Raw genomic sequence first — 23,068 nt, 5'->3', positions numbered from 1 at the left:
TCATGGCGAAGCTCAAGCTTGGCGCGCTCTTGGAAGACAAGGCTGTTAAGGTGTCGCTCGAACTGCCGGCCTCGCTGCATCGCGACTTGGTGCTCTACGCGGAGGTCCTGGGGCGCGAACAGGGGCAAACCATTTCAGATCCGATCAAGCTCATAGCGCCGATGTTGCAGCGTTTCATCGCGACCGATCGCGCGTTCACAGCCGCCAGGAAGTCAGCTCCGGACTGACGGGGACGACCCCATCAGTATATTCCGTGTATGACGCGAACAGCGGTGCTAACCAAAAGCAGCCACAGCGCCTCGTCCCAATGGTTGAACCCATCACGCCTCAGGAATTTCTCACGGAGCGTGATTGCAAAGACGGCGCTACAGATCGAGTAAAGCGAGAGCACGAGCGACACCATTGGGAAATAATGCGCCCGGCCGTATAGCCCAATAGTAGAGGAGACGCAGAGTTTTGTAGCGAAGCGCCGAAGCGTCAGGCGCGACTCCGCGTCTAGATGCGGCATCATGAATGCTCGCTGCCATCATCGCGCCAACTATGCGTTCGCGGGTCCCATCGATCAGCTCGCACGTGCGCGATAGCGCGGTGCGGCCTTCAAAAAAGTATGCCTGTCTCGATCAGCGCGCGCAGCTGATCGCGTCGATCGAAGTCACGACCGAAGCCAAAGCCCGCCTCGAGGTTCCCGATCCGAGTGTACGACACCTCTCCTCGCGCGAAGAATATGCCTTTCTGATAAGTCGGCGTTAAGGTCAGCGACCAGGCACTGCTTCCGGGACCATAAAGCAAGTTCGTTGGCGCACACGACGCGTCCGATCCGCATCTTCCCCCGCTAGTCTTCAGATACTCAGCCCGCGCGCCGAGCGACCACTCCTTGTCGATCGCGTATTTAACGAGCAGCGCCCCGCCGTAGGTATCGGCGGAACGATTGATGCCGAGCTGATCATCGCGGCCAACGTGGCTGTATTGGAGATACGGCGTCAGCGTGAGCGGACCGCTCGTATGGGTGTAAATGAGATTGAAAATGCTGCTATTGTTCTGCGCCAAAGGCGTCGCGAAGGAGGATTTGTCATTACGCGATAGCGCACCAGCGCCGACGAAGCTCAGCGAATTCGAGGAATCAAACGCGTAGGAAAGCGTGCCCGAGAGCCAGTTCAGCTTTCCCGAAAAGTAGCCGTCGTTAAGCGAGACCGCCGCACTGACGGCTCCCTTGGCGTAGTTCACTTGGACGCCGCGGCTGATGGCCGGCTCCTGATTCCACAGCAAGCCGCGCTCGATATTGACGTTTTGGAAGGTGAACGTCGACTCCGCGCCGACCATCGTCGGCAGTAATCCGGCAGACACGGATAGTTCGGGCGATATCACCGCTTTCGCGTACGCCACCGGAACCGGACCAAAAAGCTGTTCTGTCGCTTCGGTCGCCTTCAGGTAAGACGTACCCAGCGAAGGGATGGAGTAAATGCCCGTCTGAACATAGAACTGTAGCGGGCCCCGGGTCGTTTGAAACTGGACTTGCGCGTTGCTGATATCGACGAAGCCATCGCGGTTGCCGATCCCGCCGGCGTGCGTTGCATTGGTCTGCGCGACGCCGATGCCCGTCACTTGGCCCGACACCAGAACCTGACCGAACGGTCCTGCCTCAAGCGCGATGGCGTCAGGATTAGGGACGAGGGGGCCAGCAAAACTGGGTGCCGGAACCGGATCTGCATATGCCGCGCTCGCGCCGAAGAACGTAGCGCACGCCACTCCAAGAGCCAGGGTCGAGGGCGATGTCAACCACCGTTTGTGTCGCGGCGTCGACTTGCGAATAGCAGAGAAATCGGCAGGTCCGGGCATATTGCATCCCCATTTGATTGGGCAGATGCAGCGAAGCACTAATTTTACGCGTATAAAGTCGGCGCTTTATCTGACGCTGGGACGTAAGGATCGCATATATATTTGGGAGGGATCGGCACTGTTTGACGCCGCTTAGACCGCCTGGCGGTAATGGAACTCAGGAACGGCGGCTTCGACCATTATGCAGTAGCTGCTTGCCCGGACGTCAAGCTCAGCAGCCGACGAAAGGGCGGGTTGTCGTTCTCGGTCGACCAGACCGCCGAGAAGGGCACCGCACAACCTTCGAGCCTCCGATAGGTGATGCCGGGGAACGCCGTCTCCGCGACCGATTGGCTTGCTATCGAGATGCCCCTGCCAATCGCAACCAACTGCATCAGGGTCTGTGACGACACCCGGTCACGCTGTATCCGTGGCGAATATCCAATAGAGGAGAGGTGCCGGAAAACGAACGCTTCGATATCGCGTCCCGGCGTAGCTTCGGTCACCAGGAACTGCTTCAGCCGGATGTCACTCCACGCGATTTCGCTCTTCTTCGTGAGTGCATCACTCTCCGGCAAGACGACGAACACATCCTCGCTCCACAGCCGTTTGGTGGCGAGGCTTCCAGTGTCAAGCGGCGCGGCCATGAACGCGATATCGAGATTGCCGCGCTCCAGGTCCTCGAAGAGCTGTGTATGTGTGCCTTCCACAAACTCAAGCTGCACCGCTTCATGCTGCCGACAAAAGCGAATAAGGAGCTCCCCGAGAAACCCGGTTGCGAGCGGGGATGACAGGCCGACGCGAACCGTACCGGACCTGCCGCGACCTATCGTGCCGACATCGCCTACCGCGCGATCAATCTCGTTCAGCGCGGCTTGGGCATGCTCGACAAAAATCGAGCCAGCTTGCGTTAGCGAAACGCCCGACCTCTTGCGAAGAAATAGGCTGGAGCCCAGCCCGTCCTCCAAGTTTCTGACCTGTCGACTGATCGTCGACTCCCGCACCCCAAGGCGTGAGGATGCCTTGCGAAAGCTTCCAAACCGGGCGGCCGTCACAACGTATCGTATGTGCCTAAGTTCTAGCTCAAATGCCTTCACCGCCGGAGGGGCCGAGCTGTGCAGCGATGTTGGCGGGGATGGAAGCTACAGCGCATCTCGGCGTTACCTGTGATTGGAACGCGTCGAGTCGAACGCGATGCTATAGGAAGCTGCTTACCCCGCGTGACATAAGGATCGCGTAGAGTTTCGGGGGCGACCGCAAAGACCGCGTAAGACGCAGCCCTCATTCGCCAGTTCGAAAGCCTACTCTACTTCACTCGCATTCATCTATTCATGACCGGCCAAGAAGCGTCGCAGGCGGTAGCTGTGACATGCTTCCTTACGCCATCCTTATACACGGGCGTAAAAACTCAGCGCCGCCTTTACGTGCAACGTCTTAAAGGCGTCCCGCAGACTGACACTAAACTGGAGCTGCAGCCAAAATGCTCAGCAACTTTCTGGCCGAGAAGCCGAGATCTGCGCGTCTACTGAGCCGCGTGCGTCCGCGCTCGCGCACGCAGAGACGATCTTTCGGCGTCGTCGCGCTGTTTGGAGAATCCTCGTGACCGAAACCCTCATGATTGGTCTGGCCGGCGCCTGCGCGGTCGGCCTCTTCATCTACCTTTTCTACGCCCTCATGAAGCCTGAGCGCTTCTGAGCATCAACGATCCATTCTAACCGGCAGGTGGCAAATATGGGCGACCTCATCTTCGTAGCGGTAACGCTCGGATTCTTCGCAATCACAGCAGGGTTCATCGTGGCCCTCGATCGAATTTGAGGGGGCTCTGATGGGATACGATCTGAATCAATTCATCGTCGTTCTGGCGATCATGACGGGCCTCGTCTTTGTGACTGGCCCGTGGCTCAAGCGCATCTTCACCGCGCCTGGACACAATATTATCGAGCGCGGCACCTACCGGTTGCTGGGAGTCGATCCCGCCGAGCCGATGTCTTGGAAACGCTATGGCGCGGTGCTGCTCCTCAGCAACGCCGCCATGATGCTGCTCGGCTACCTGATTTTGCGTATCCAGCAACTTCTGCCCGGCGATTCGCTCGGTCGCTCTTCGCAGACACCCGACCTCGCGTTCAACACCGTCGCCTCGTTCATCACCAATACCAACTGGCAGGCCTATTCTGGCGAAACGAGCCTCTCGAACCTGTCGCAGATGGCGGTCATCACCTTCCTGATGACCGTCAGCGCCGCGACCGGCGTTGCCGCCGCGGGCGGCTTCATCCGGGGCCTTAGCCGCAAGAGCGCCGGCGACATCGGCAATTATTGGGTCGACTTCACGCGCGTCACCTACCGCCTGCTGCTCCCGTTCTGCTTCGTCCTTGCGCTCATCTATGTGTGGCAGGGCATGCCGCAGACGCTGACGGCCGACACGGTGGTCACGACGCTCGAAGGCGCTCGCCAGCAACTCATCATCGGGCCGGTGGCCAGTCTCGAGACCATCAAGCACATCGGCACCAACGGCGGTGGCTTCTTCGGCATGAACGCCGCGCATCCGTTTGAAAACCCGACACCGCTCACCAACACGCTGCACATCCTGAGCATGTTGTTGATCCCGTCGGCCCTGACCTACGTCTTCGGATCGATGATCGCCAACCGCAAGCAGGGTTGGTCGTTCTTCGCCGCCTTCTTCGTCATGTTCCTCGGTTTCCTAGCGCTGGTCTACGGCGCCGAGCATGCGGGCAATCCGATGCTCTCGCCGCTGGGAATTGATCAGGCGCAGACCGCAACGCTCGGCGGCGGCAACATGGAGGGTAAGGAACTTCGCTTCGGCATCGCGCAGACCAGCCTGTTCGTGACCACCACGACGGCGGCGACGACGGGATCGGTCGACTCGATGCACGCCTCGCTGACGCCGCTTGGCGGCCTCGTCCCGATCGCCCAGATGATGCTCAACAACGTGTTCGGCGGCGATGGCGTCGGCCTCATCAATCTCGTCACCTATGCAATTCTGACCGTCTTCCTGGTCGGCATGATGATCGGGCGAACGCCCGAATTCCTCGGCAAGAAGGTCGAGGCGCGCGAGATGAAGTTCGTGATGCTGGCTGTTCTGGCCCATGCCTTCAGCATCCTCGGTTTCACGGCGCTCGCATGCGTCATGCCCTCCACCGTCGACAGTCTGGCCAACATGGGGCCCCACGGTTTCAGCGAAGTGCTCTACGCCTATACCTCGGGCACCGCCAACAACGGTTCGGCCTTCGCCGGCTTCAACGCCAACACGCCCTTCTTCAACACAACCATTGGGCTCGCGATGCTGGTCGGGCGCTATCTGACCTTGCTGCCGATGCTGGCGGTCGCGGGCGTGATGGCGGCGAAGACGACGGTGCCGGCTGGCCCAGGGACGCTCTCGACCGCAACGCCGCTGTTCACAGGGCTTCTCGTGTTCGTGGTGTTGGTGGTCGGGGGTCTGACCTTCCTCCCCGCGCTCGCGCTCGGCCCGATCGTCGAGCATCTGCTGATGCTGTCTGGCACGACATTCTGAGGACATCGCCATGCACAACGATCAATCGACATCCGCCGACCTCTCTGCCACCTCCGCCTTCAAGGGCATCGCCCGGCCGGTGCTCGTTTCAGCCCTGCTATTCATGGTGGTGACAGGTCTGGCCTATCCGCTGGCGACAACCGGCGTCGCCAATCTGCTCTTCCCGAGCCAGGCTCAGGGAAGCCTGATCGAGAGAAACGGGCAGGCCATCGGGTCTCGCCAGATCGGACAATATTTCGCCCGCCCGGAATATTTCCATAGTCGGCCAAGCGCCACGTCGGGTCCCGACCCGCAGGACCCCTCCAAGACGGTCGACCAGCCGTATAACGCTGGAGCCAGCGCCGCGAGCAACCAGGGTGTCCTCAGCAAGAAGCTCCTCACCGCGGTCGAACAGCGCGCCATCGCCTACCGTCAGGAGAACGGACTGGCGGCCAACGCCGCCGTTCCGGTCGACGCGGTGACCGCGTCCGGCTCAGGTCTCGACCCGCATATCTCGATCGCCAACGCCAACATCCAGGCGCAGCGGGTCGCTCGCGCCCGAGGGGTGGCGGTGGACCGCGTCCTGGCGCTGATCAATGAGAATGTCGATCGACCGCAGTTCGGTCTGTTCGGCGACCCACGCGTCAATGTCCTTGCACTCAATCTCGCGCTCGACGCGGCTGCCGCGCCGGCCCGTCCGGCTGCCCAATAAAACCGAGGTGGCATCATGTCCGATCTAGAGACTCCTACGGCGCAGAGCGCCGCCGTCCTCGGCGGAAACGTCAAGCAAGTGCCGTGGGCATCAGTGGCCGCGGAAGCCTTCAAGAAGCTGTCACCGCGCGTTCAGATCAAGAACCCGGTGATGTTCGTCGTGTTTCTCGGCAGCATCGTCACAACTTTGCTTTTCATTCAGGCCGTGACCGGCAAGGGCGAGGCGTCCGCTCCCTTCATCTTCGCGATCGCCGCATGGCTTTGGTTCACGGTCCTTTTCGCCAACGCTGCCGAGGCCATGGCGGAAGGGCGCGGCAAGGCGCAGGCCGATGCGCTGCGCGCCACCCGCCAGCGCGTTCTCGCTCGGATGCTCAAGGAGCCGCGACGTGACGCCGAATCCTGGCCTCAGGCGAGCGACGAATTGGGTGTGGGAGCATACGTGCTTGTCGAGGCCGGCGAGATCATCCCGGCCGACGGCGAAGTGCTGCAAGGCGCAGCTTCGGTGGATGAGTCCGCAATCACCGGCGAGTCCGCCCCCGTAATCCGCGAGGCAGGCGGCGACTTCGCATCCGTGACGGGCGGCACACGCGTGCTTTCGGACTGGATTGTTGTCGAGGTCACTGCCAAGCCGGGCGAGGCCTTCCTCGATCGCATGATCGCGATGGTCGAAGGCGCTAAGCGTGGCAAGACACCCAACGAGATCGCACTGACGATCCTATTGGTGGCACTCACGATCATCTTCCTGCTCGTCTGCGTCACCCTCCTGCCGTTCTCTAGCTTCAGCACGATCATCAACGGCTCGGGCACGGTGGTGACGATCACGGTGCTCATTGCGCTTCTCGTTTGCCTCATCCCGACGACGATCGGAGCACTGCTCTCAGCCGTGGGCATCGCCGGTATGAGCCGGATGATGAAGGCCAATGTGCTGGCCACCTCTGGCCGCGCGATCGAGGCGGCGGGTGATGTCGACGTCCTCCTCCTCGACAAGACCGGCACGATCACGCTCGGCAATCGCGAGGCGACGAAGTTTCATCCCGCGCCCGGCATCAAAGAGCCCGCGCTGGCCGACGCGGCGCAGCTCGCATCCCTTGCCGACGAGACGCCCGAAGGGCGCTCTATCGTGATCCTGGCCAAAAACGCTTTCGGCATCCGCGGCCGCGAGCTTCAGGGCGCGGAGACAATCGGTTTCACCGCGCAAACCCGAATGAGCGGCATCAACATCGACGGCCGCCAGATCCGGAAAGGTGCGGCCAGTGCGATCCGCGCCCATGTCGAGGCGATGGGCGGTGTCTTCCCCAAGGAAGTGACCACGACCGTCGAAGAAGTTTCTCGCCGCGGCAGCACACCGCTCGTCGTTAGCGACGGAACCAATGTCCTGGGCGTGATCGAGCTCAAGGACATCATCAAAGGCGGGATCAAGGAGCGCTTCGCCGAGCTTCGCGCGATGGGCATCAAGACCGTGATGATCACCGGCGACAACCAGTTGACGGCAGCGACCATCGCGGCCGAAGCCGGCGTCGACGATTACTTGGCTGAGGCGACGCCGGAGGACAAGCTCCGGCTTATTCGTCAGTACCAGGCTGAGGGACGGCTCGTCGCGATGACCGGCGACGGCACCAACGACGCGCCCGCGCTCGCCCAAGCCGATGTCGCCGTCGCGATGAACAGCGGTACGCAGGCGGCCAAGGAAGCCGGCAATATGGTCGATCTCGACAGCAACCCAACCAAGCTGCTGCGCGTCGTCGAAGTCGGCAAGCAGATGATCATGACGCGCGGCGCGCTCACGACCTTTAGCGTCGCAAACGACCTGGCCAAGTATTTCGCGATCATTCCCGCCGCCTTCGTCGCGACCTATCCGCCGCTCGCCGCGCTCAACGTGATGGGACTGCACAGCCCAGCCTCGGCGATTCTCTCTGCGGTCATCTTCAACGCGCTGATCATCGTCGTGCTAATCCCGCTCGCCCTACGCGGGGTGAAGTATCGCGCCGAACCGGCGGCGCGGCTTCTCGGTCGCAACCTGCTCATCTACGGATTAGGCGGGATTATCGTGCCATTTATAGGTATAAAGCTCATCGACCTCGTGCTCACGCCGTTCTTTTAGACGAACGGCGTGCGGCACTGGCGTGAGGCAGTAGACGATGAACGATCAGCGACCTGATCCGGACGCTCTTCTGGAGGCCGTAAGAGGTAACGCAGAGCACTCCAAACGCGGACAACTCAAGATTTTCTTCGGGGCCTGCGCTGGGGTGGGGAAGACCTTTGCGATGCTTCAAGCGGCGCGGCAGGCTCAGGATGAGGGCGTGCGGGTCGGGATCGGCATCGTCGAGACGCACGGCCGCAAGGAAACCGAGGCGCTGATCGACGGCTTTGCCATTCTCCCGCGCAAGACGTTGCCGGGTAATGGCAGGCCTGTCACCGAGTTCGATCTCGATGGCGCCCTGGCGTCCGACTACAAGCTGCTGGTGGTCGACGAGCTTGCCCACACGAACGTCGCCGGCAGCCGCCATGCCAAGCGGTGGCAAGATGTCGAAGAGCTGCTCGACGCCGGCGTCGATGTCTACACCGCGCTCAACGTACAGCACCTCGACAGCCTCAACGACATCGTCGGCGGCATTATCGGCATTCGCGTCCGTGAAACCGTTCCCGATCGCATTTTCGATTCCGCGACCGATGTCGTGCTGGTCGACCTGCCGCCGGACGATCTGCTCGCCCGCATGAACGCCGGCAAGGTCTACTTGCCCGTGTCAATCGAGCGCGCGCGTCAGAACTTCTTCCGCCGCGGCAATCTGATCGCGCTACGCGAGCTTGCGCTCCGCCGCGTCGCCGACCGGGTCAACGCCGATGTCCGGACCTACCGCGTCTCGCACGCGATCAAGACGGTCTGGCCGACGCAGGAATTGCTCATGGTCTGCGTCAGCGCGGATCGGTCCCAGGAAAAGCTCGTCCGTGAAGCCGGGCGCCTCGCCCAGCGGCTTCAGGCCAAATGGATCGTCGTCCACGTCGATCAGCCCTATCAAAATAATGACGCGCGATCCCGCGAGGCGCTGCTCGTCATCGCGAAGACGGCCCAATCAGCCGGCGCGGAATTTGCAAATGTCCCTGGCCAAGACATTACCGAGGCGATCCTCGACTATGCTCGAAAGCGCAACGCCACCAAGCTAATCATCGGAAACACAGCTCGCCGACGCATATTTACGTTCAAACGCCGATTGCAGGAACGGCTTGCCCGCGCCAATCCGGAAATTGGGCTCCTGCTGCTGAGCGTTGACGAAGTCCGGGCGACCCGCCGAGTTCGTTGGATACCGGAGGAGCCGCAGACGCAGATCGCGGCGCTTGGCATCGCCACGCTCGCATGCGGCGCGGCGACCTTCCTCGCCTCCCAGCTCGTAGGCTTTTTCGATCTTTCCAATGTCGTCATGCTTTTCCTGGTGACGACCGTGTTCATCGCCTTGCGACTCGGCCGCCTCGCTGGGGCGTGGGCGTCCCTGCTTTCGGTAGGCTGCTTTGACTTCTTCTTCGTCGAGCCGAAGCTCTCGTTCGCGGTCACCGACACGCAATACATATTCACTTTCGCGCTTATGACGGTAGTCGCAGTCGTGATCAGCCAACTCGCGGCGCGGCTCCGATCGGAAGCTCGTGTAGCCCGCGCCGGAGAACGAAGGGCGTCGGCCTTGGCCAGGATCGCCCGCGACCTCTCAAGCGCGATCAAGATAGACCAAGTTGTCGCAATTTGCCGGGAAGCGCTGACACCACTGTTCGAAGCGCGGATCATCCTCCTGGTTCCCGACAAGAACGAGCGCTTGATGCCTACCGAGGACCCCGGCCTTGTCGATACATCGACCGCACAATGGGCTTTCGATCATGGACAGCAAGCGGGCCTTGGCACTCAGACCTTGAGCGCCGCCCACGCCCTGTACCTTCCCCTGAAAGCGTCGATGGCCATGCGCGGAGTGCTGGCGGTCGTGCCGGTCGGCGCGCCGCTGCCCGACGATCCGGACGATCGCCGTCTGCTTGATGCCTGCTGCTCGACCATTGGCCTCACGCTCGAGCGCATCCACTTCATGGAAGTCGCACAGGAAACCCTGGTCCGGATGGAGGGTGAGAAGCTCCGCAACGCGCTGCTGTCGGCCGTATCGCACGACCTCAAGACGCCGCTGACCGCGATCCGCGGCCTGGCCGAGACGCTCGAGCATCGCAAAGAGCTTCCAGTCGAAGATCGCAGTGACCTGGCGCGCTCGATCCGGGTTCAGGCTGACGAGCTCAAGCGCCTCGTTGCCAACCTGCTCGACCTGGCACGCATGCAAAGCGAAGGCGTGCGGCTCAACAAGGAATGGAATTCCTTGAGCGAGATCGTCGGCAGCGCCGTGTTACAATCGCGCGCGATCCTCGAACCTCGCAAGGTTCGCACCAATCTGCCGGCGGATCTTCCGCTCATAGAGGCCGATGCCACGCTCATCGAGCGCGTTCTGATCAATCTGTTCGACAACGCCGCCAAGTATACCCCGCGCGATAGCACGATAAACGTTCGGGCCGGTGCTACGGCGGACACCATGTATCTTATCGTTGAAGATAATGGCCCCGGGCTCCCCGTGCGGGATCCGGAAATGCTCTTCGAGCCGTTCGCGCGTGGGCAGAAGGAGTCGTCGGTCGCCGGCGTTGGATTGGGGCTCGCGCTCTGCCGCAGTATCATCACGGCTCACGGCGGAAGCATCCGAGCCGAACAGCGCAAACCAAACGGAGCCGCGTTCGAGATACGACTGCCGCTTGGGACGCCGCCTGCGATCGAAAGTGAACCGATCCATGATCAAGCCGCGCATTCTGATCGTTGAAGACGAAGCCGATATTCGGCGCTTTATCCGCATGGCGCTGGAAAAAGAGGGCATGAATGTCTTCGAGACGGCGACGGCCGAAGAGGCGCGGCTGAATGCGGGCAGTCGCAAGCCCGACCTGATGATCGTCGATCTCGGACTACCCGACGGCGACGGCAAGACGCTGATCCGGGAAGTGCGCGGCTGGATGTCAGCGCCCGTTCTCGTACTCTCCGCGCGCGAGCAGGAAACCGAAAAGGTGGAGGCGCTTGACGCCGGCGCCGACGACTATCTGGTCAAGCCGTTTGGCGTGCCCGAACTCCTGGCGCGAGTGCGGGCACAACTGCGGCGCGCCGGCACCGTATCGAACGGCGGCGCAGCGTCGCCCGTAGCCAAGTTCGGGTCGGTCACCATCAATCTTGCCACGCACGAAGTTGCGCGCGCGGGCATACCCGTCCATCTCACGCCCAACGAGTTTCGACTTCTGACGGCGTTGGTCCGTGGCCACGGCAAGGTGCTAACCCACCGCCAACTGCTTATGGAGGTGTGGGGTCCCGGATACTCGGAACGCGCCCATTACCTCCGCATCTACATGGCGCAGCTCAGGCAAAAGCTCGAAGAGGAGCCGTCGCAGCCCCAGCACCTCCTGACGGAATTGCAGGTCGGATATCGCTTGTCCGGCCTGGAGGCCGCCGAGGCACGTCATAGCTGACCCTGAACAACCGGATCAATCCGACAATCCGCAAGGACCAGATCATGGCCGAAAATCAGAATGAAACTGTCATCGAGTTGGCCACCGACGGCCGTATCGAGAAAGCTGACGTCGAAACCGCCATGCGGCAGCTTGATACGGCGCTTGAGCGCGGCGACACCGTCCATGTCTTCGCGGAAGTCCGCAACTTCAAGGGCATGTCCTCGGAGGCGTGGCGTAGCGATCTTGGCAATGCGTTCCGCTACTTGGCACGGCTCAGACAATTCGGACGGATCGCCATCGTCAGCGACCAGGCTTGGATCCGTAACGCCGCCCGGATCGAAAACGCCTTGCTGCCCTATGTCAGGTATCAGTCCTATACGCCCGATCGTCGGGAGCACGCCCTCGCCTGGGTTCGCGGTGACGTCGATTGCGCGCATCCTGAAAGCCTGCGGGTCTTAGAGAACGGTGATTCCGATATTTTCACCTTCGAGATCGACGGGCGCATCACCAGCGCGGATGCGCGCAATCTCGCCGAGAGGCTTTCGGCCGCGTTCAGCGGCGGGGGCGGTCGCCGCCTCCTCGGCATCGTCCGTCACTATGACGGCTTCGAGCCGTCGCTGCTCGTTGATACGAGGCTGCTCGAACTGAAGATCGGGCTGTTACGCCATATCGAGCGATATGCGCTCGTCGGCGGGCCCGACTGGATAAGTCGCCTCACCAACCTCTTCGATCCGCTGCTCAAGATGGAAGCCCGTCATTTCGCCGCTGGCGACGAAGAGGCTGCACGGGCCTGGCTGCGTCGCCATGGCGGCTGAAGAAGAGCCCGTCCCCGCCAGCCCATCGGAGACTGCTTCCTCGGTCCGGAGCACCAACGCGAGGAGCGTCGATCCGGTATCGGACGAAGCATATTTCGCCCGCCGGGCGGCACAGGAACTGGAGTTAGCAGCCAACGCTTCAGATGTAGCGGTCAAGAGACTTCATCTCGATCTCGCCGCGCGATATGCAACGCGCCGCGAGTTGGCTGCGCGAGACGTCGAGGCGAGTCATCCAATCTGTCGAACATGATTTTACCGCCGGCCGCCGAGAGCGAGGTCAAGCCCCGACCAGAGGTGCTCCCCAAGCCGGCATCGACCGCAATGTCTGCGCCGCTTAGAACCACGGCGAGCCAATCAGCCCGACGTCACAAGCGCTGTAGCCGCACACAATCGCCGGTCATCGCGATGACGACTGCAGGTCAGGCGACTAAGCTCGGGCCGCACCTCCTCATACAGAAAGAGGACTGATGCCAGTCATCGCAGCGTATCTCTACCGCGACGGTCGTCGGGTTCGCGAAGTCGACATCGGCGAACGGGTTGATTGCCCGACGGATCGCTCCGAGTTCGTTTGGATAGGCTTGTCGGACCCATGCGCGGAGGACGTCATGGCGTTACAGGCCCTCTACAAGCTTCACCCACTCGCGGTAGAAGACTCGCTCAAAGACGGCCAGTTGCCGAAGGTCGATATCTACGGCGATCAGTTGTTCCTGATCGCGCGCACCGCGCAACTGGACGACGGCGTCATTGCCTACGGACAGACCGCCGTGTTCCTCGGTCACAGTCACATCATCACGGTGCGGCAAGGCTCAACCCGATCACACCTTCCGCTGCGCAAGCACCTGGAAGAGTCGCCAGATCTCCTCGGCCAAGGCACGGACTATGTGTTGCACGCAGTGCTGGATTTCATCGTCGACGGGTACATTCCACTGGTCGAGTCGCTCGAGGAAGAAGTCTCGGCTATGGAGCAGCACACCCTCGACGCCTTCTTGGGTCGAACCGAGATCGCCCGAATATTCACGCTTCGGCGTCAGCTCACTCGCTTTGGACACATCCTGATACCCATGGAGGAGGTGGCCCGTAAGTTAGCTCAGACCAACCATCCTTGCATCGATGCCGAGGCTCGCCACTATTTCGGAGATGTGCTGGATCACGTGCGGCGGGTGGAGACGATGAACACTGGTCTCCGCGAGGTGCTGACTTCCGTTTTCGAGTTCAGCAATCTGATGGAGCAACAACGCACTGGCGCCATCACCCGCCAACTGGCAGCATGGGCGGCGATCCTGGCCGTGCCGACTGCCTTGGCTGGCATTTACGGGATGAACTTCGAGCATATGCCCGAGTTGCATTCCGTCTATGGCTACCCTGCGGTTATGTCGATCATCGCCGTGATATGCCTGACACTATACCGGCGCTTCCGAAAAACTGGATGGCTATAGCCCACACTACTTAAGGCCAAAGACGCGGCATACCTCATGGCTGCCGACTTAGGAAGTAAGGCGAATATATACACCATCTTTACGTCTAGCCCGAAAATCTGATCTCGAATCTTTATGATCGTGCCTTTAGTTGGATGGCCGCCACCATGGAGGGCGGCATGCCAATCGCAGCAACTGATGCAAGGAATGCAGGGTTACGACTAGCGGGCTTGCTGGGCGTGATCATTGCCGCACTTGCGTTGAGCCGCCTGTACGCACTTGTCCATGCGCTTCCGCTGCATGAAGCCACGCCCTTTGAGATGCTTCTGGCGGCGTTGGGCTTCGTCGGCATGAGCGCGGGCAGCGCCTTGCTCGTGCTCGGTCGCCACATCTTTGATCAGATCGAGCTACCGAGGCGCTCCCCGGCGACACCTCTCCACATTCCCTCCGAGGAGGCCTCGCACGCAATGAGATGGACCGTGGCGCCCGCCAATCCATCATCGGTGTCTCCGCGCCCGCAGCGCGCCAGCAACCATGTTCTGCTGCGGGGAGCACGATGAGGCACAATGATGAATCCAGAAGGCCTCCTGATGCTTCTGCTCATCATCGGCGGGTTGCTGTGGTTGAACATCTACCTCCGCGTAAAGCTGTTTCTGGCGAGCCGCCGGGACAGGCGCAAAGCAACAAAAGACCGCGGATCGGAGGAACGCTCCGCCTGAAAAAATCGCAAAAATGATTGGAGCAGCCGCGATCAACCTGAGAGCAAGCGAACTTCGATCAACGTCGCGGCTTCGATTGACCGTCCGCTCGGTTTCACGGAATGACCAATGTCTGGCGCGTCCGTCTTCATCATCTTCTTGGCCGCGCTCTTGATTGCAGCACGCCTGTTGCTTCGCCCGGAGCGCCGACCGCCGGTCCCCGCGAGCGAAAAAGCCGAAGGCATTCCACGTATGGATAGACCAGTTGGAACACGCCCTACAACGTTTGAGCCAAGCAAAAGTCGCCGCTTTCTCAAGTTGTCCGCCCCTTCCGGTGGGCCTCAAAAGATGCTCTCACATAGCCTGCGCGACGCTTGCAGTCATTTCACCGGCGGCAGCACATCGGCATCGCTTCGGATCGGACTGGACGCCTCCCTGAGCTATGGCCCACTTCGAAACGTGCTCGCTCGGCTCAAAAAACAGAACCAGCAATAGATGTACGTTTTGTCGAGGGTAACGGCGACGATATCGCCGATCAAGTTGCGCGCGGAACAATTAACGTCGCTTTCATACAAGAGCGGGTAAATAAAGCGTCCATCGTGTCCGAGCACTGCTGGAACGAGACGATCGTAGTGGCCTTGCCGGAGGGTCATCGGCTCGCCGGTCACCACGCCCTTCGTCGCGAAGCACTCAGATGCGAAACGTTTCTGATGGCGATCGATGAAACGCGCGTCATCCGCACGGCGAACGAAATAGCGACAATACTCGAAGGCCGGCCACGGTTGATCATTCCAACCCAGGTCCATCGCGACACTCTTATGCATCTCGTAGGATTGGGGTTCGGGATCGCGCTGACACGCTCTTGCGCACTAGGCGTTTATTATCCCGGCGTCATCTACCGACCGATCAGCGCTCCGGAGCCTCACGCTGCGGTCTACGCAATATGGCGGCCGGAGACCCTCTCGCCAGAGGCCTCAGTTCTGCTCGCCTATGTCCAGGCCGAAGGCCGTCAAGGAGCGTTTGAGTGATCGCCCCGTCAACCCATGCTGCGCGCCGCCGCCTGAGCTTCCTTCAGCTCATCAGGGCTTTTGCACCGACCTCGCCCAGGGTGCTGTAGGATGCCGCCCCTCACCATTCTTTCCGCGGCCGTTAAGATCATCGGCGTCTCAGGCCTGATCGGCCTGCTCGTGGCGGCTCATCATATACCAGCGGCCGCGACGCCGTTGCGCGCGGTCGCCTTGCTTTGGTTTCTTGCGCTCGGGATCATCTACGTTCTGATCCCGGGGAAACGAAGCGGGCGCTCCTTCCTTGGTCGCCGTCCATGGCGTTGAACAGCTTTCACGCTGATGTCGGCGACTGGATCCTCATGCTCGCGCGCTTCGCTTTGCTCGTGTCGCTGGTGGCGTTGTTCGTACGGCGACGCCAAGTCACACGAGGCATAATGGCGAAGCTCGACACGCTCTCTAAGTCTCGGCTCATCAACAAAGCCAAAGATCGGTCGGTAACCGAGGCTCCACAAGAACCTCTAGCTGGAGATCGAGGTCGGCTTAAAGGATCTCAGGACGAGAAAGACTGAAAGCGGAGATCTTAGACGAAGCTAATCTGCCCTAACGCAATATTTGCGCGGTTTGGCCCGATCATACGCCATCCTGATGTCGGTCGAGCTACCGTTCGTTGCATTGGCCTCGCGCGGCCGTGACCGGCGAGCCTTGGAGCAATGATAGGGCACTCGCCGACCATGTGGGAAGCGGTCACGCGATTCCGGTGGATGAGGTTGTTGCGTGAGCAGGATAGCCGCTCGCGGTTACACCTCCGCGCGTTTTGCGGGCAAGTCGGATTGATCCTCCTACTCTGCGCACCAACCTTTGCGCTCGATCATCGGCCGCCCTTTCTTTTCCTGTTCTTCGTGCATTTAATGTTTGCTGCATCCGCGCTCGTTCTCGTTGGGGTGGCGCTGGTCACGCGACAGCCAGTTTCGCGTACGAGCCTCTGCATGTGGGATCACGTCTTCGCGATGTTGCTCCTGATGCTGATCAGCTCCGCGGCACTCAGAATGCTGGTCAGCTAAGGCCGTGCGCTCGCCGTTCTCAGCCAAATCGGGTTCACCGGGTTACGTAACACATCGCTCTGAGGCTCGCGGGGCGATTGACGGGGCTAGGGCCGCAGCCCATGGTCGCCTGGTTATGCAAGCGTCGAAGGCTCACGTCCGATTCTGCAATCGCGGGTGCCAGCTCATGTCGGGCTGTTAGCCCCGGGTCCGGACGTTCGCGTGCTGGGTTCGGGGTAAGGGCATAGCCCGATCCGCCACGCCTCGCCAGCGTTCGCAACCCTCACACTACGAGCCTTCGTCATGACCCTTGTTAAAGCTGCCGCGCGCCCTCCCATTCATATGATCGACACCGAAGCCGATGCGCTGTCCGATCTCGGAATGCGTGCCCACGCCCGCCAGTCAGATGTTAGCCGCCTGTTGATGGCCGAGATCGAACGCGCCAGGATTCACACCGCCGAGGACATTCCTCCTGACGTCGTTACCATGCGTTCGACGGTCGAGTTTGTCGATCAGGCAACCAGCACCCGTCGTACCGTCGAACTTGTCTACCCTGCCGAGGCCGATATTGCTGCGAACCGGATCTCCGTAATCACTCCTGTCGGCGCCGGGCTCATTGGCTTGCGCGAAGGTGACTCAATACTCTGGCCAGATCGCGATGGACACGAACGCACGCTGAGCGTCGTAAAGGTGATCCAACCGGCACGAGACACGACAGCAAAAAGTCGCTGATCGCGGACTTACGAACCTGCCTGAAATCTTTCCGTCTTAGAGCCGTTCCCGCTTACGTAGCGATGGCCAAGTCGTCGTCGTAGCCGGCGGCTGCGAGGCAGTTACGGCACTCGTCTGGGGTGAAGCGGCTGAAGGCCCGCCGGATGGCGTCCCATAGGTCAGGCACGGTGCGGGCGGCTGCGGTCTGCAGCAGCCCTTTCAGCTTGGCGAAGATCTGTTCGATCGGGTTGAACTCGGGGCTGTAGGGCGGAAGGTAGAGTAGCCGCGCGCCGACCGACTCGACCCGCTCGCGGATGCCGCTGACCTTGTGAGCTTGCAGGTTGTCGAGGATCACGGTGTCGCCGGGCCGCAGCACCGGGACGAGGCGGTTGGCGACGTAGTCGCGAAAGCGCTGGCCGTTGGTGGCGCCATCCGCGAGATCGAGGGCGCACAGGCCGGTGGTGCGCAGAGCGGCGGTGACGGTGGTCATTTTATAATGGCCCTGCGGTACGAGCAGCCGGCAGCGCTCGCCGCGCGGGGCGCGGCCGTAGTGGCGGGCCATGTTGGTGGCGGCCGCCGTCTCGTCGAGGAAGACGAGCTTGTCGGGATCGAGGTCGGGCTGAGCCGCGAACCACGCCTCACGCGCCGCCTTCACGTCGGCCCGCTCCTGCTCAGCTGCGTACAGCGCCCCTTTTTGCGGGTGATGCCGTGGCGGGCGAAGAAGCGGGACAGTCCGCTCGTGCTGGTCTGCACGCCCTGCTCGGCCAGGGCGTCGCGCAACTCGCGCAGGAAGAGTTCGGGCCGTGCCTCGTCGAGGGAGAGGATCAGATCCGCATGCGCCTCGATCGCCGGCAAGCTGTCGTCGCTGTGCGTCGGTTTGGGGACGACGTTGCCCTGCTGCGCAAACCGCTGCGACCAGCGGCTGGCGCTCGACACGCTCACCCCGAACCGCGCCGCCGCCCGATGAAACGAAGCGCCCTCTACCACGGCCGCCACGACGCGCTCGCGCAGATCGATAGACAAGGGTGAAGGCATCGCTGGCTCCTTCACTGGTCAACGCACCAGCCACTATCCCGTCGCAACACCGCCGGGAATGGCTCTAGCCGACACTGGGGAGCTTCGCTCTAACCCATTGCGCCAGCCCTGAGGGGCGTGGCGCACCCGACACGATTCGAACGTGTGGCCTCCACCTTCGGAGGGGATGTAGTCAGGCTCCTGGGGTTAGTGCGATCGCGCGATCCCGTCTAAAACGCTGACACTAAATGCGAATCTCGCCAACGATTCTGATTGGGTAAGGGACACTTCGTTGCTCCCCATTCCCGGCGCTTCCTTGGCGCGTTCGCCAAGGGAAAGCCGCTCGCCACACATGCCAAAACTCACAAAACGTAACGCGGACTCCGCCAAGGCGCGGGAGACGGATTACTTCATCTGGGACACCGAACTGCCTGGCCTCGATCTTCGGATATATCCATCCGGCAAGCGCAGCTATGTCATTCATTATAGGTTCGCCGGCCGCTCCCGCCGATTCACCATCGGGTTGCATGGCTTCTGGACGCCCGAGCTTGCGCGCCACGAGGCAAGGGTTCTCTTCGGCAAGATCGCGCGTGGCGAAGATCCGTCTGAACAGCGGCAACTCAATCATAAAGCCATAACGGTCAAGGAGCTGTGCGGGCGCTATCTCGAGGACCTGAACGCCGGCTTGATTATGGGCAAGGGTGGACGCCCGAAGAAGCCGACAACCATCGTCAGCGACGTCGGTCGAATCCGCCGTCACATCATTCCGTTGGTCGGGACGCGGCGGGTGAAAGACCTCACCAAGGCGGATATCAATAAGGTGTTGAAGGATGTCATAGCCGGTAAAACCAACGGCAGTTTCAAGACAGGAAAATTGCGGGGCAAGTCCATCGTGCGAGGCGGTGTGGGAGCAGCCTCACGTACTGTCGGACTTCTCAGCGGCATACTGACCTACGCCGTCGAGGCAGGAATTATAGAAGCCAATCCCGCGCACGGGGTTCGACGGCCAAAAGATAATATTCGTAGCCGTCGTCTCAGCGACGCCGAGTATCAAACGCTCGGCTCTAGGCGAGGATGATCTAGACGGTCCGTTCACCGTTATCGATCGCCATACTCGGGCGGAGCGTCAGATTAGCCCCACCTACCCGAGGCGGCGCCCGGAAGCCGCAAACACCTACAAAATCGAAGCTATGCCAGCGCAGGGGCATGCCATCCTAAAACTCGAGCTAGTGGGTAGGCGGATATTGGCAGAGTTCTTCGACAGCGCGCAAACGGATGGCCAAGCCGTATATGAGTTTCTGATCGATGGACTGCGGTCAGAGCCGCCAAGCACTGTGGACCCGAATGGTGCCGCCGCACGACGTGCGGCTGGGGAGAGCCTAGAGGATGCGACCGAGGGCGTTACCCTGTACCGCTTCGATTGAACTCGGAGCCCGCCAACCGCCGCGACTAACCCACTTGCACATCTGCCATTTTGGTCAGACACCGGAGTGCGGCTTTGGCGTAACGTGGCGGCTAACGGCGGTACTTGGCGCACCCGACAGGATTCGAACCTGTGACCTTCGGCTTCGGAGGCCGACACTCTATCCAGCTGAGCTACGGGTGCAATCACTGTAGCGCCTAGCCCGACCGACCTTCAGAGGTCAACGGATTCGGCGACATTCAACTCACTTCTCAGATCGATCGTCTAGCTGCCGCGCATGCGCCCGCCAACGTATCCATCTTCCGCCAATTTTAACCCGCTGCCTGCTTACGCGGTGCTTACGCGACAAAATCGGCCATCTCCAAGGGGCTTTATGTTTCCTCTAACCCCTTGCTTTCTCTTCCCTTCCTTCGAAATTCCGCCCCACGCTCCCCTTGACATCAGCCTTCGGAGGGCAACGCTCTATCCAGCTGAGCTACGGGTCCGTTGGCCGCTTCCTAGCCCGGCTCGCCGCCTAAAGGAAGCCCCCTCCGCGAGGCAGTTGCGCAGTGGCGGCCCCGGCACCGGTCAGGGCGCATCGTCCCGATGCACGTCATGGGTGACGATGCCCGGATCCTCCGGCGGCAGCTCCAGCCATTGCCGCCGCTCCAGTGTCCGCTGCGTGTCCTCGTAGCCGCTCTGCCAATGGTCGCGCATCGTGTCGTAGCCGAACTCGTAATCCTTGGCCTGCCCCTCATAGGCCTTGGCCTGATAGACCATCTGCAGGATCGCCAGCCGCGGCAGCCGCGCCAGGCGGGCCCGCATGGCCCGGTCCTCCTCGGTCAGGCCCGCCTCCGGCACCCGCTCCAGGGCGCGCTTGAGCTGGAGCTGCCAGCGCCGCAGCCGGGTATAGGCATCGGTGTTCATGCGGGTGCGGGAGGAGTAGCGGATGTCCTTCTCGCGCCCCAGCACCTCCTCCATGTCGCGCGGCAAGGGGCCGCGGGCGGGGAAGAGATCCACCTGGAAGACCAGCGTGTTGCGGTCGTCCATCTCGTCCTCGAGCAGGTGTTGCAACGGGGTGTTGGAGACGAGGCCGCCATCCCAGTACCAGTCGCCGCCGATCCGCACCGGCGGCAGGCCCGGCGGCAGGGCGCCCGAGGCCATCACATGCGCCGGCGTCAGCGCCGTCCGGGCGGTGTCGAAATACTGGAAATTGCCGCTCAGGATGTTGACGGTCCCGACCGCCAGCCGCGGATGCCCGCCCGCCTCGGCCAGCATCGACCAGTCCACCAGATCCGCCAGGGTCTCCCGCAGCGGCGCCGTGTCGTAGAAGGCGAGGGCCTCCGGCGCGCCGCGCGGGGCCAGCCAGGGGTTGATCGGGTTCGGGCGGAAGAAGCCGGGCGTGCCGAGGGCCAGGGTGGCGAGGGCGCTCTGCACGCTGCGCAGCCGCCGCAGGTCGTCGCCTTCCGAGACCACGGGCAGCGCCCGCCGCCGGGTCACCCGGTCCCAGAACTCCCGCAGCCGCGGCAGCCGGTCCTCCCGGCGGTTGCCGGCGATGATCGTGGCGTTGATGGCGCCGATGGAGACGCCGGCCAGCCAGTCCGGCTCCAGACCCGCCTCGTGCAGCGCCTGGTACACCCCGGCCTGGTAGGAGCCGAGCGCGCCGCCGCCCTGCAGCACGAGCGCGATCCGCGCGAAGGCACAGTGCTCGATCGGGGTGACGGGCATGGTGGTCCTCCATCGGGAGCCCGGGGCCGGACGGTGGCCGCCCGCGGCTGCATCGGGCTTCCTATGCCACGAACGGCGTGGCCAGGCACCGGCGCAGGCGCCGGGCCGCCGCTTGACCGGGGCGGCCGCCGGGCCGAGCCTGCCGCTGACGATCGGGGAGGAACGACCGGCATGCTGCCGCTGCAGGGCGTGAAGGTGCTCGAGATCGGCCAGAACCTGGCCGGCCCCTATGCCAGCGAGATCCTGGCCATGCTCGGCGCCGAGGTGGTGAAGGTCGAGCGGCCCGAGGGCGACGACGCCCGTGGCTGGGGCCCGCCCTTCCATGCCGGCATCGCCTGCAGCTTCCATGCGGTGAACCGCAACAAGCGCAGCATCGCCCTCGACCTGAAGGACAAGGCGGCGCAGGCCTGGCTGCGGGAATTCCTGCGCGGCCAGGACATCTTCATCCAGAACATGCGCCCCGGCTCGCTGGAGGGGTTCGGCCTCGGCGCCGAGGCGGTGCGGGCGCTGAACCCGCGGCTGATCTACTGCTCCCTGCACGCCTTCGGCGCCAAGGGGCCGATGGCGCTGAAGCCGGGCTACGAGCCGATCGTGCAGGCCTTCGCCGGCATGTTCAGCGTCAACGGCCTGGCCGAGGCGCCGCCGGCCCGGGTCGGCATGCAGGTGCTCGATCTCGGCACCGGCGTCTGGGCGGCGCTCGGCTGCCTCGCCGCCCTGCAGCGCCGGCACCAGACGGGCGAGGGCTGCACCGTCGACACCTCGCTCTTCGAGACCGGGCTCGGCTGGATGGCGCAGCACGTCGCCGGCTTCAACGAGAGCAGGCGGCAGCCGCCGCGCCACCGCACGGGCAACCCGAAGCTCATCGTCTTCCAGGCTTTCGACACGGCGGATGGCGAGATCGTCGTGGCGGCGGCGAATGACCGGCTCTTCGCCAAATTCGCCGCCGTCCTCGGGCATCCGGAATGGGGCAGCGACCCGCGCTTCCGCACCAATGCCGACCGCATCGCCCATCGCGAGATCCTGCTGCCGCTGCTGGAGGCGGAGATGCGCCGACGCGGCAGCGAGGCGTGGAGCGAGGCGCTGGAGGCCGCCGGCATCCCCTGCTCGCCGATCCACGACCTCGCCGCCGTCGTGGCGCATCCGCAGACGGCGGCGCTCGGCATCATGCAGCCCATGCCGGGCTATGGGCTGGAGGGGGTGGGCCTGCCGGTCTCCTTCGATGGCGAGCGGCCGCCGGTGCGGCAGGGGGCGCCGGCGCTGGGCGAGGCGAATGCCGCGCTCGGCGCGCCGCTGCCGAAGGGGCGCTGAGGCCGCGCCTCAGCGCGGCATCGCCAGCCAGTCCTGGAAGCTCGGCGGCGCGCCGGTGATGCGGCCCTTGCCGTCGTAGTAGAGCTTCGGCCCGCAGACATGCCGCAGGCGCCGCTCGGCCTCCTCCAGATCGGGGTGACGCGAGACCGGCACCCAGAGGGTCGCCGCCGCGGCGCCGCCATGGGCCGTGAATTGGAAGGCCTTGCGGTGCAGCGTGTAGCTGCCGTCCTCCTCCGCCTGGATGCAGAAGGGCGGCACGATCTCGAAATAGTCGCGCGCCGCGCGGTATTCCCGCGCGAAGACCTCCCCCGGGCTGACATAGGGTTCGGGCTGCGCGGGCGATGCCAAGCCATCGTCGCGGACCTCCTCCTCCCGGCCCGTCATGCCGCCCCTC

At 62.6% G+C, this 23,068-nt stretch carries 21 protein-coding genes and 1 tRNA gene; 16 read left to right on the top strand and 6 right to left on the bottom strand.

Annotated features, from left to right (window positions below; genetic code table 11):
* The first annotated feature begins 2 nt into the window (after positions 1–2).
* The gene (locus tag DOO78_RS00615; RefSeq protein ID WP_099957423.1) at positions 3–227 is read left to right on the top strand and encodes a DUF2274 domain-containing protein; all 225 of its coding nucleotides are present in this window, start codon (positions 3–5) and stop codon (positions 225–227) included.
* A 370-nt stretch (positions 228–597) separates the two neighbouring features.
* On the opposite strand, the gene DOO78_RS00610 is transcribed toward DOO78_RS00615, so the two are convergent.
* Together DOO78_RS00610 and DOO78_RS00605 are read right to left on the bottom strand one after the other, a co-directional pair.
* On the bottom strand, positions 598–1,836 hold the full coding sequence (locus DOO78_RS00610) for an outer membrane beta-barrel protein (RefSeq protein WP_111467803.1): 1,239 nt from the start codon (positions 1,834–1,836) through the stop codon (positions 598–600).
* Positions 1,837–2,015: 179 nt separating this feature from the next.
* Positions 2,016–2,912 carry a LysR family transcriptional regulator gene (locus tag DOO78_RS00605; protein WP_111467802.1) on the bottom strand — a complete coding sequence of 299 codons (897 nt, stop codon included), beginning with the start codon at positions 2,910–2,912 and terminating at the stop codon, positions 2,016–2,018.
* A 502-nt stretch (positions 2,913–3,414) separates the two neighbouring features.
* On the opposite strand from DOO78_RS00605, the gene kdpF reads away from it, so the two are divergent.
* From kdpF to rnk, 13 genes are all read left to right on the top strand, one after another.
* A complete protein-coding gene (gene kdpF, locus DOO78_RS00600) occupies positions 3,415–3,510 on the top strand; it encodes a K(+)-transporting ATPase subunit F (RefSeq protein ID WP_206289431.1) in 96 nt (31 codons plus the stop codon).
* A gap of 130 nt (positions 3,511–3,640) precedes the next feature.
* Positions 3,641–5,344: a potassium-transporting ATPase subunit KdpA gene (gene kdpA, locus DOO78_RS00595; RefSeq protein ID WP_111467801.1), complete on the top strand. Its 1,704-nt coding sequence runs from the start codon at positions 3,641–3,643 to the stop codon at positions 5,342–5,344.
* Between the two features lie 10 nt (positions 5,345–5,354).
* Positions 5,355–6,035: a potassium-transporting ATPase subunit KdpC gene (kdpC, locus tag DOO78_RS00590; protein ID WP_111467800.1), complete on the top strand. Its 681-nt coding sequence runs from the start codon at positions 5,355–5,357 to the stop codon at positions 6,033–6,035.
* Positions 6,036–6,050: 15 nt separating this feature from the next.
* Complete coding sequence (gene kdpB / locus DOO78_RS00585; protein ID WP_099957417.1) at positions 6,051–8,135, top strand: potassium-transporting ATPase subunit KdpB; 2,085 nt, start codon at positions 6,051–6,053, stop codon at positions 8,133–8,135.
* Positions 8,136–8,172: 37 nt separating this feature from the next.
* A complete protein-coding gene (locus DOO78_RS00580; protein WP_111467799.1) occupies positions 8,173–10,863 on the top strand; it encodes a sensor histidine kinase in 2,691 nt (896 codons plus the stop codon).
* Complete coding sequence (locus DOO78_RS00575) at positions 10,835–11,554, top strand: response regulator (RefSeq protein WP_099957415.1); 720 nt, start codon at positions 10,835–10,837, stop codon at positions 11,552–11,554. The genes DOO78_RS00580 and DOO78_RS00575 overlap by 29 nt, the downstream gene beginning before the upstream one ends.
* A 44-nt stretch (positions 11,555–11,598) precedes the next feature.
* Complete coding sequence (locus DOO78_RS00570; protein WP_111467798.1) at positions 11,599–12,351, top strand: SpoIIAA family protein; 753 nt, start codon at positions 11,599–11,601, stop codon at positions 12,349–12,351.
* A 467-nt stretch (positions 12,352–12,818) separates the two neighbouring features.
* Complete coding sequence (locus tag DOO78_RS00565; RefSeq protein WP_111467797.1) at positions 12,819–13,787, top strand: magnesium and cobalt transport protein CorA; 969 nt, start codon at positions 12,819–12,821, stop codon at positions 13,785–13,787.
* A 134-nt stretch (positions 13,788–13,921) separates the two neighbouring features.
* Positions 13,922–14,326 (top strand): hypothetical protein, encoded by a 405-nt coding sequence (locus DOO78_RS27025; protein WP_128079976.1) that lies wholly within the window; start codon positions 13,922–13,924, stop codon positions 14,324–14,326.
* A 30-nt stretch (positions 14,327–14,356) separates the two neighbouring features.
* Positions 14,357–14,485, top strand: a complete 129-nt coding sequence (locus DOO78_RS28345; protein WP_275298328.1) for a hypothetical protein — start codon at positions 14,357–14,359, stop codon at positions 14,483–14,485.
* Positions 14,486–14,838: 353 nt separating this feature from the next.
* Positions 14,839–15,492 (top strand): LysR family substrate-binding domain-containing protein, encoded by a 654-nt coding sequence (locus tag DOO78_RS28555; protein ID WP_111467796.1) that lies wholly within the window; start codon positions 14,839–14,841, stop codon positions 15,490–15,492.
* A 90-nt stretch (positions 15,493–15,582) separates the two neighbouring features.
* The gene (locus DOO78_RS27020) at positions 15,583–15,795 is read left to right on the top strand and encodes a hypothetical protein (protein WP_128079975.1); all 213 of its coding nucleotides are present in this window, start codon (positions 15,583–15,585) and stop codon (positions 15,793–15,795) included.
* Between the two features lie 1,019 nt (positions 15,796–16,814).
* Positions 16,815–17,243 carry a nucleoside diphosphate kinase regulator gene (gene rnk / locus DOO78_RS00550; RefSeq protein WP_111467794.1) on the top strand — a complete coding sequence of 143 codons (429 nt, stop codon included), beginning with the start codon at positions 16,815–16,817 and terminating at the stop codon, positions 17,241–17,243.
* Positions 17,244–17,295: 52 nt separating this feature from the next.
* Here rnk and DOO78_RS00545 read toward each other — a convergent pair.
* Positions 17,296–18,257 (bottom strand): IS630 family transposase gene (locus tag DOO78_RS00545; RefSeq protein ID WP_111467793.1). Its coding sequence is split into 2 segments (ribosomal slippage): positions 17,296–17,906 and positions 17,906–18,257, totalling 963 coding nucleotides; the frame shifts between segments, so codons are not numbered across the junction.
* 331 nt (positions 18,258–18,588) lie between these two features.
* Between DOO78_RS00545 and DOO78_RS00540 the strand changes: the two genes are divergently transcribed.
* Entirely contained in the window at positions 18,589–19,314 is a 726-nt protein-coding gene (locus DOO78_RS00540; RefSeq protein WP_111467792.1) for an integrase arm-type DNA-binding domain-containing protein, read from the top strand.
* A gap of 451 nt (positions 19,315–19,765) precedes the next feature.
* On the opposite strand, the gene DOO78_RS00535 is transcribed toward DOO78_RS00540, so the two are convergent.
* Together DOO78_RS00535 and DOO78_RS00530 are read right to left on the bottom strand one after the other, a co-directional pair.
* Positions 19,766–19,842, bottom strand: a tRNA-Arg gene (locus DOO78_RS00535).
* Between the two features lie 384 nt (positions 19,843–20,226).
* Positions 20,227–21,366, bottom strand: coding sequence for a patatin-like phospholipase family protein (locus DOO78_RS00530; RefSeq protein WP_111467791.1), 1,140 nt, complete (start codon positions 21,364–21,366; stop codon positions 20,227–20,229).
* 171 nt (positions 21,367–21,537) lie between these two features.
* On the opposite strand from DOO78_RS00530, the gene DOO78_RS00525 reads away from it, so the two are divergent.
* Positions 21,538–22,674, top strand: coding sequence for a CaiB/BaiF CoA transferase family protein (locus DOO78_RS00525; protein WP_111467790.1), 1,137 nt, complete (start codon positions 21,538–21,540; stop codon positions 22,672–22,674).
* Positions 22,675–22,683: 9 nt separating this feature from the next.
* Here DOO78_RS00525 and DOO78_RS00520 read toward each other — a convergent pair whose 3' ends face one another.
* On the bottom strand, positions 22,684–23,058 hold the full coding sequence (locus DOO78_RS00520; RefSeq protein ID WP_111467789.1) for a hypothetical protein: 375 nt from the start codon (positions 23,056–23,058) through the stop codon (positions 22,684–22,686).
* Positions 23,059–23,068 lie beyond the last annotated feature (10 nt).

Source organism: Roseicella frigidaeris (assembly GCF_003258945.1).
GTDB classification, from domain to species: domain Bacteria; phylum Pseudomonadota; class Alphaproteobacteria; order Acetobacterales; family Acetobacteraceae; genus Paracraurococcus; species Paracraurococcus frigidaeris.
This window is presented reverse-complemented; position numbering and strand designations above follow the sequence as displayed.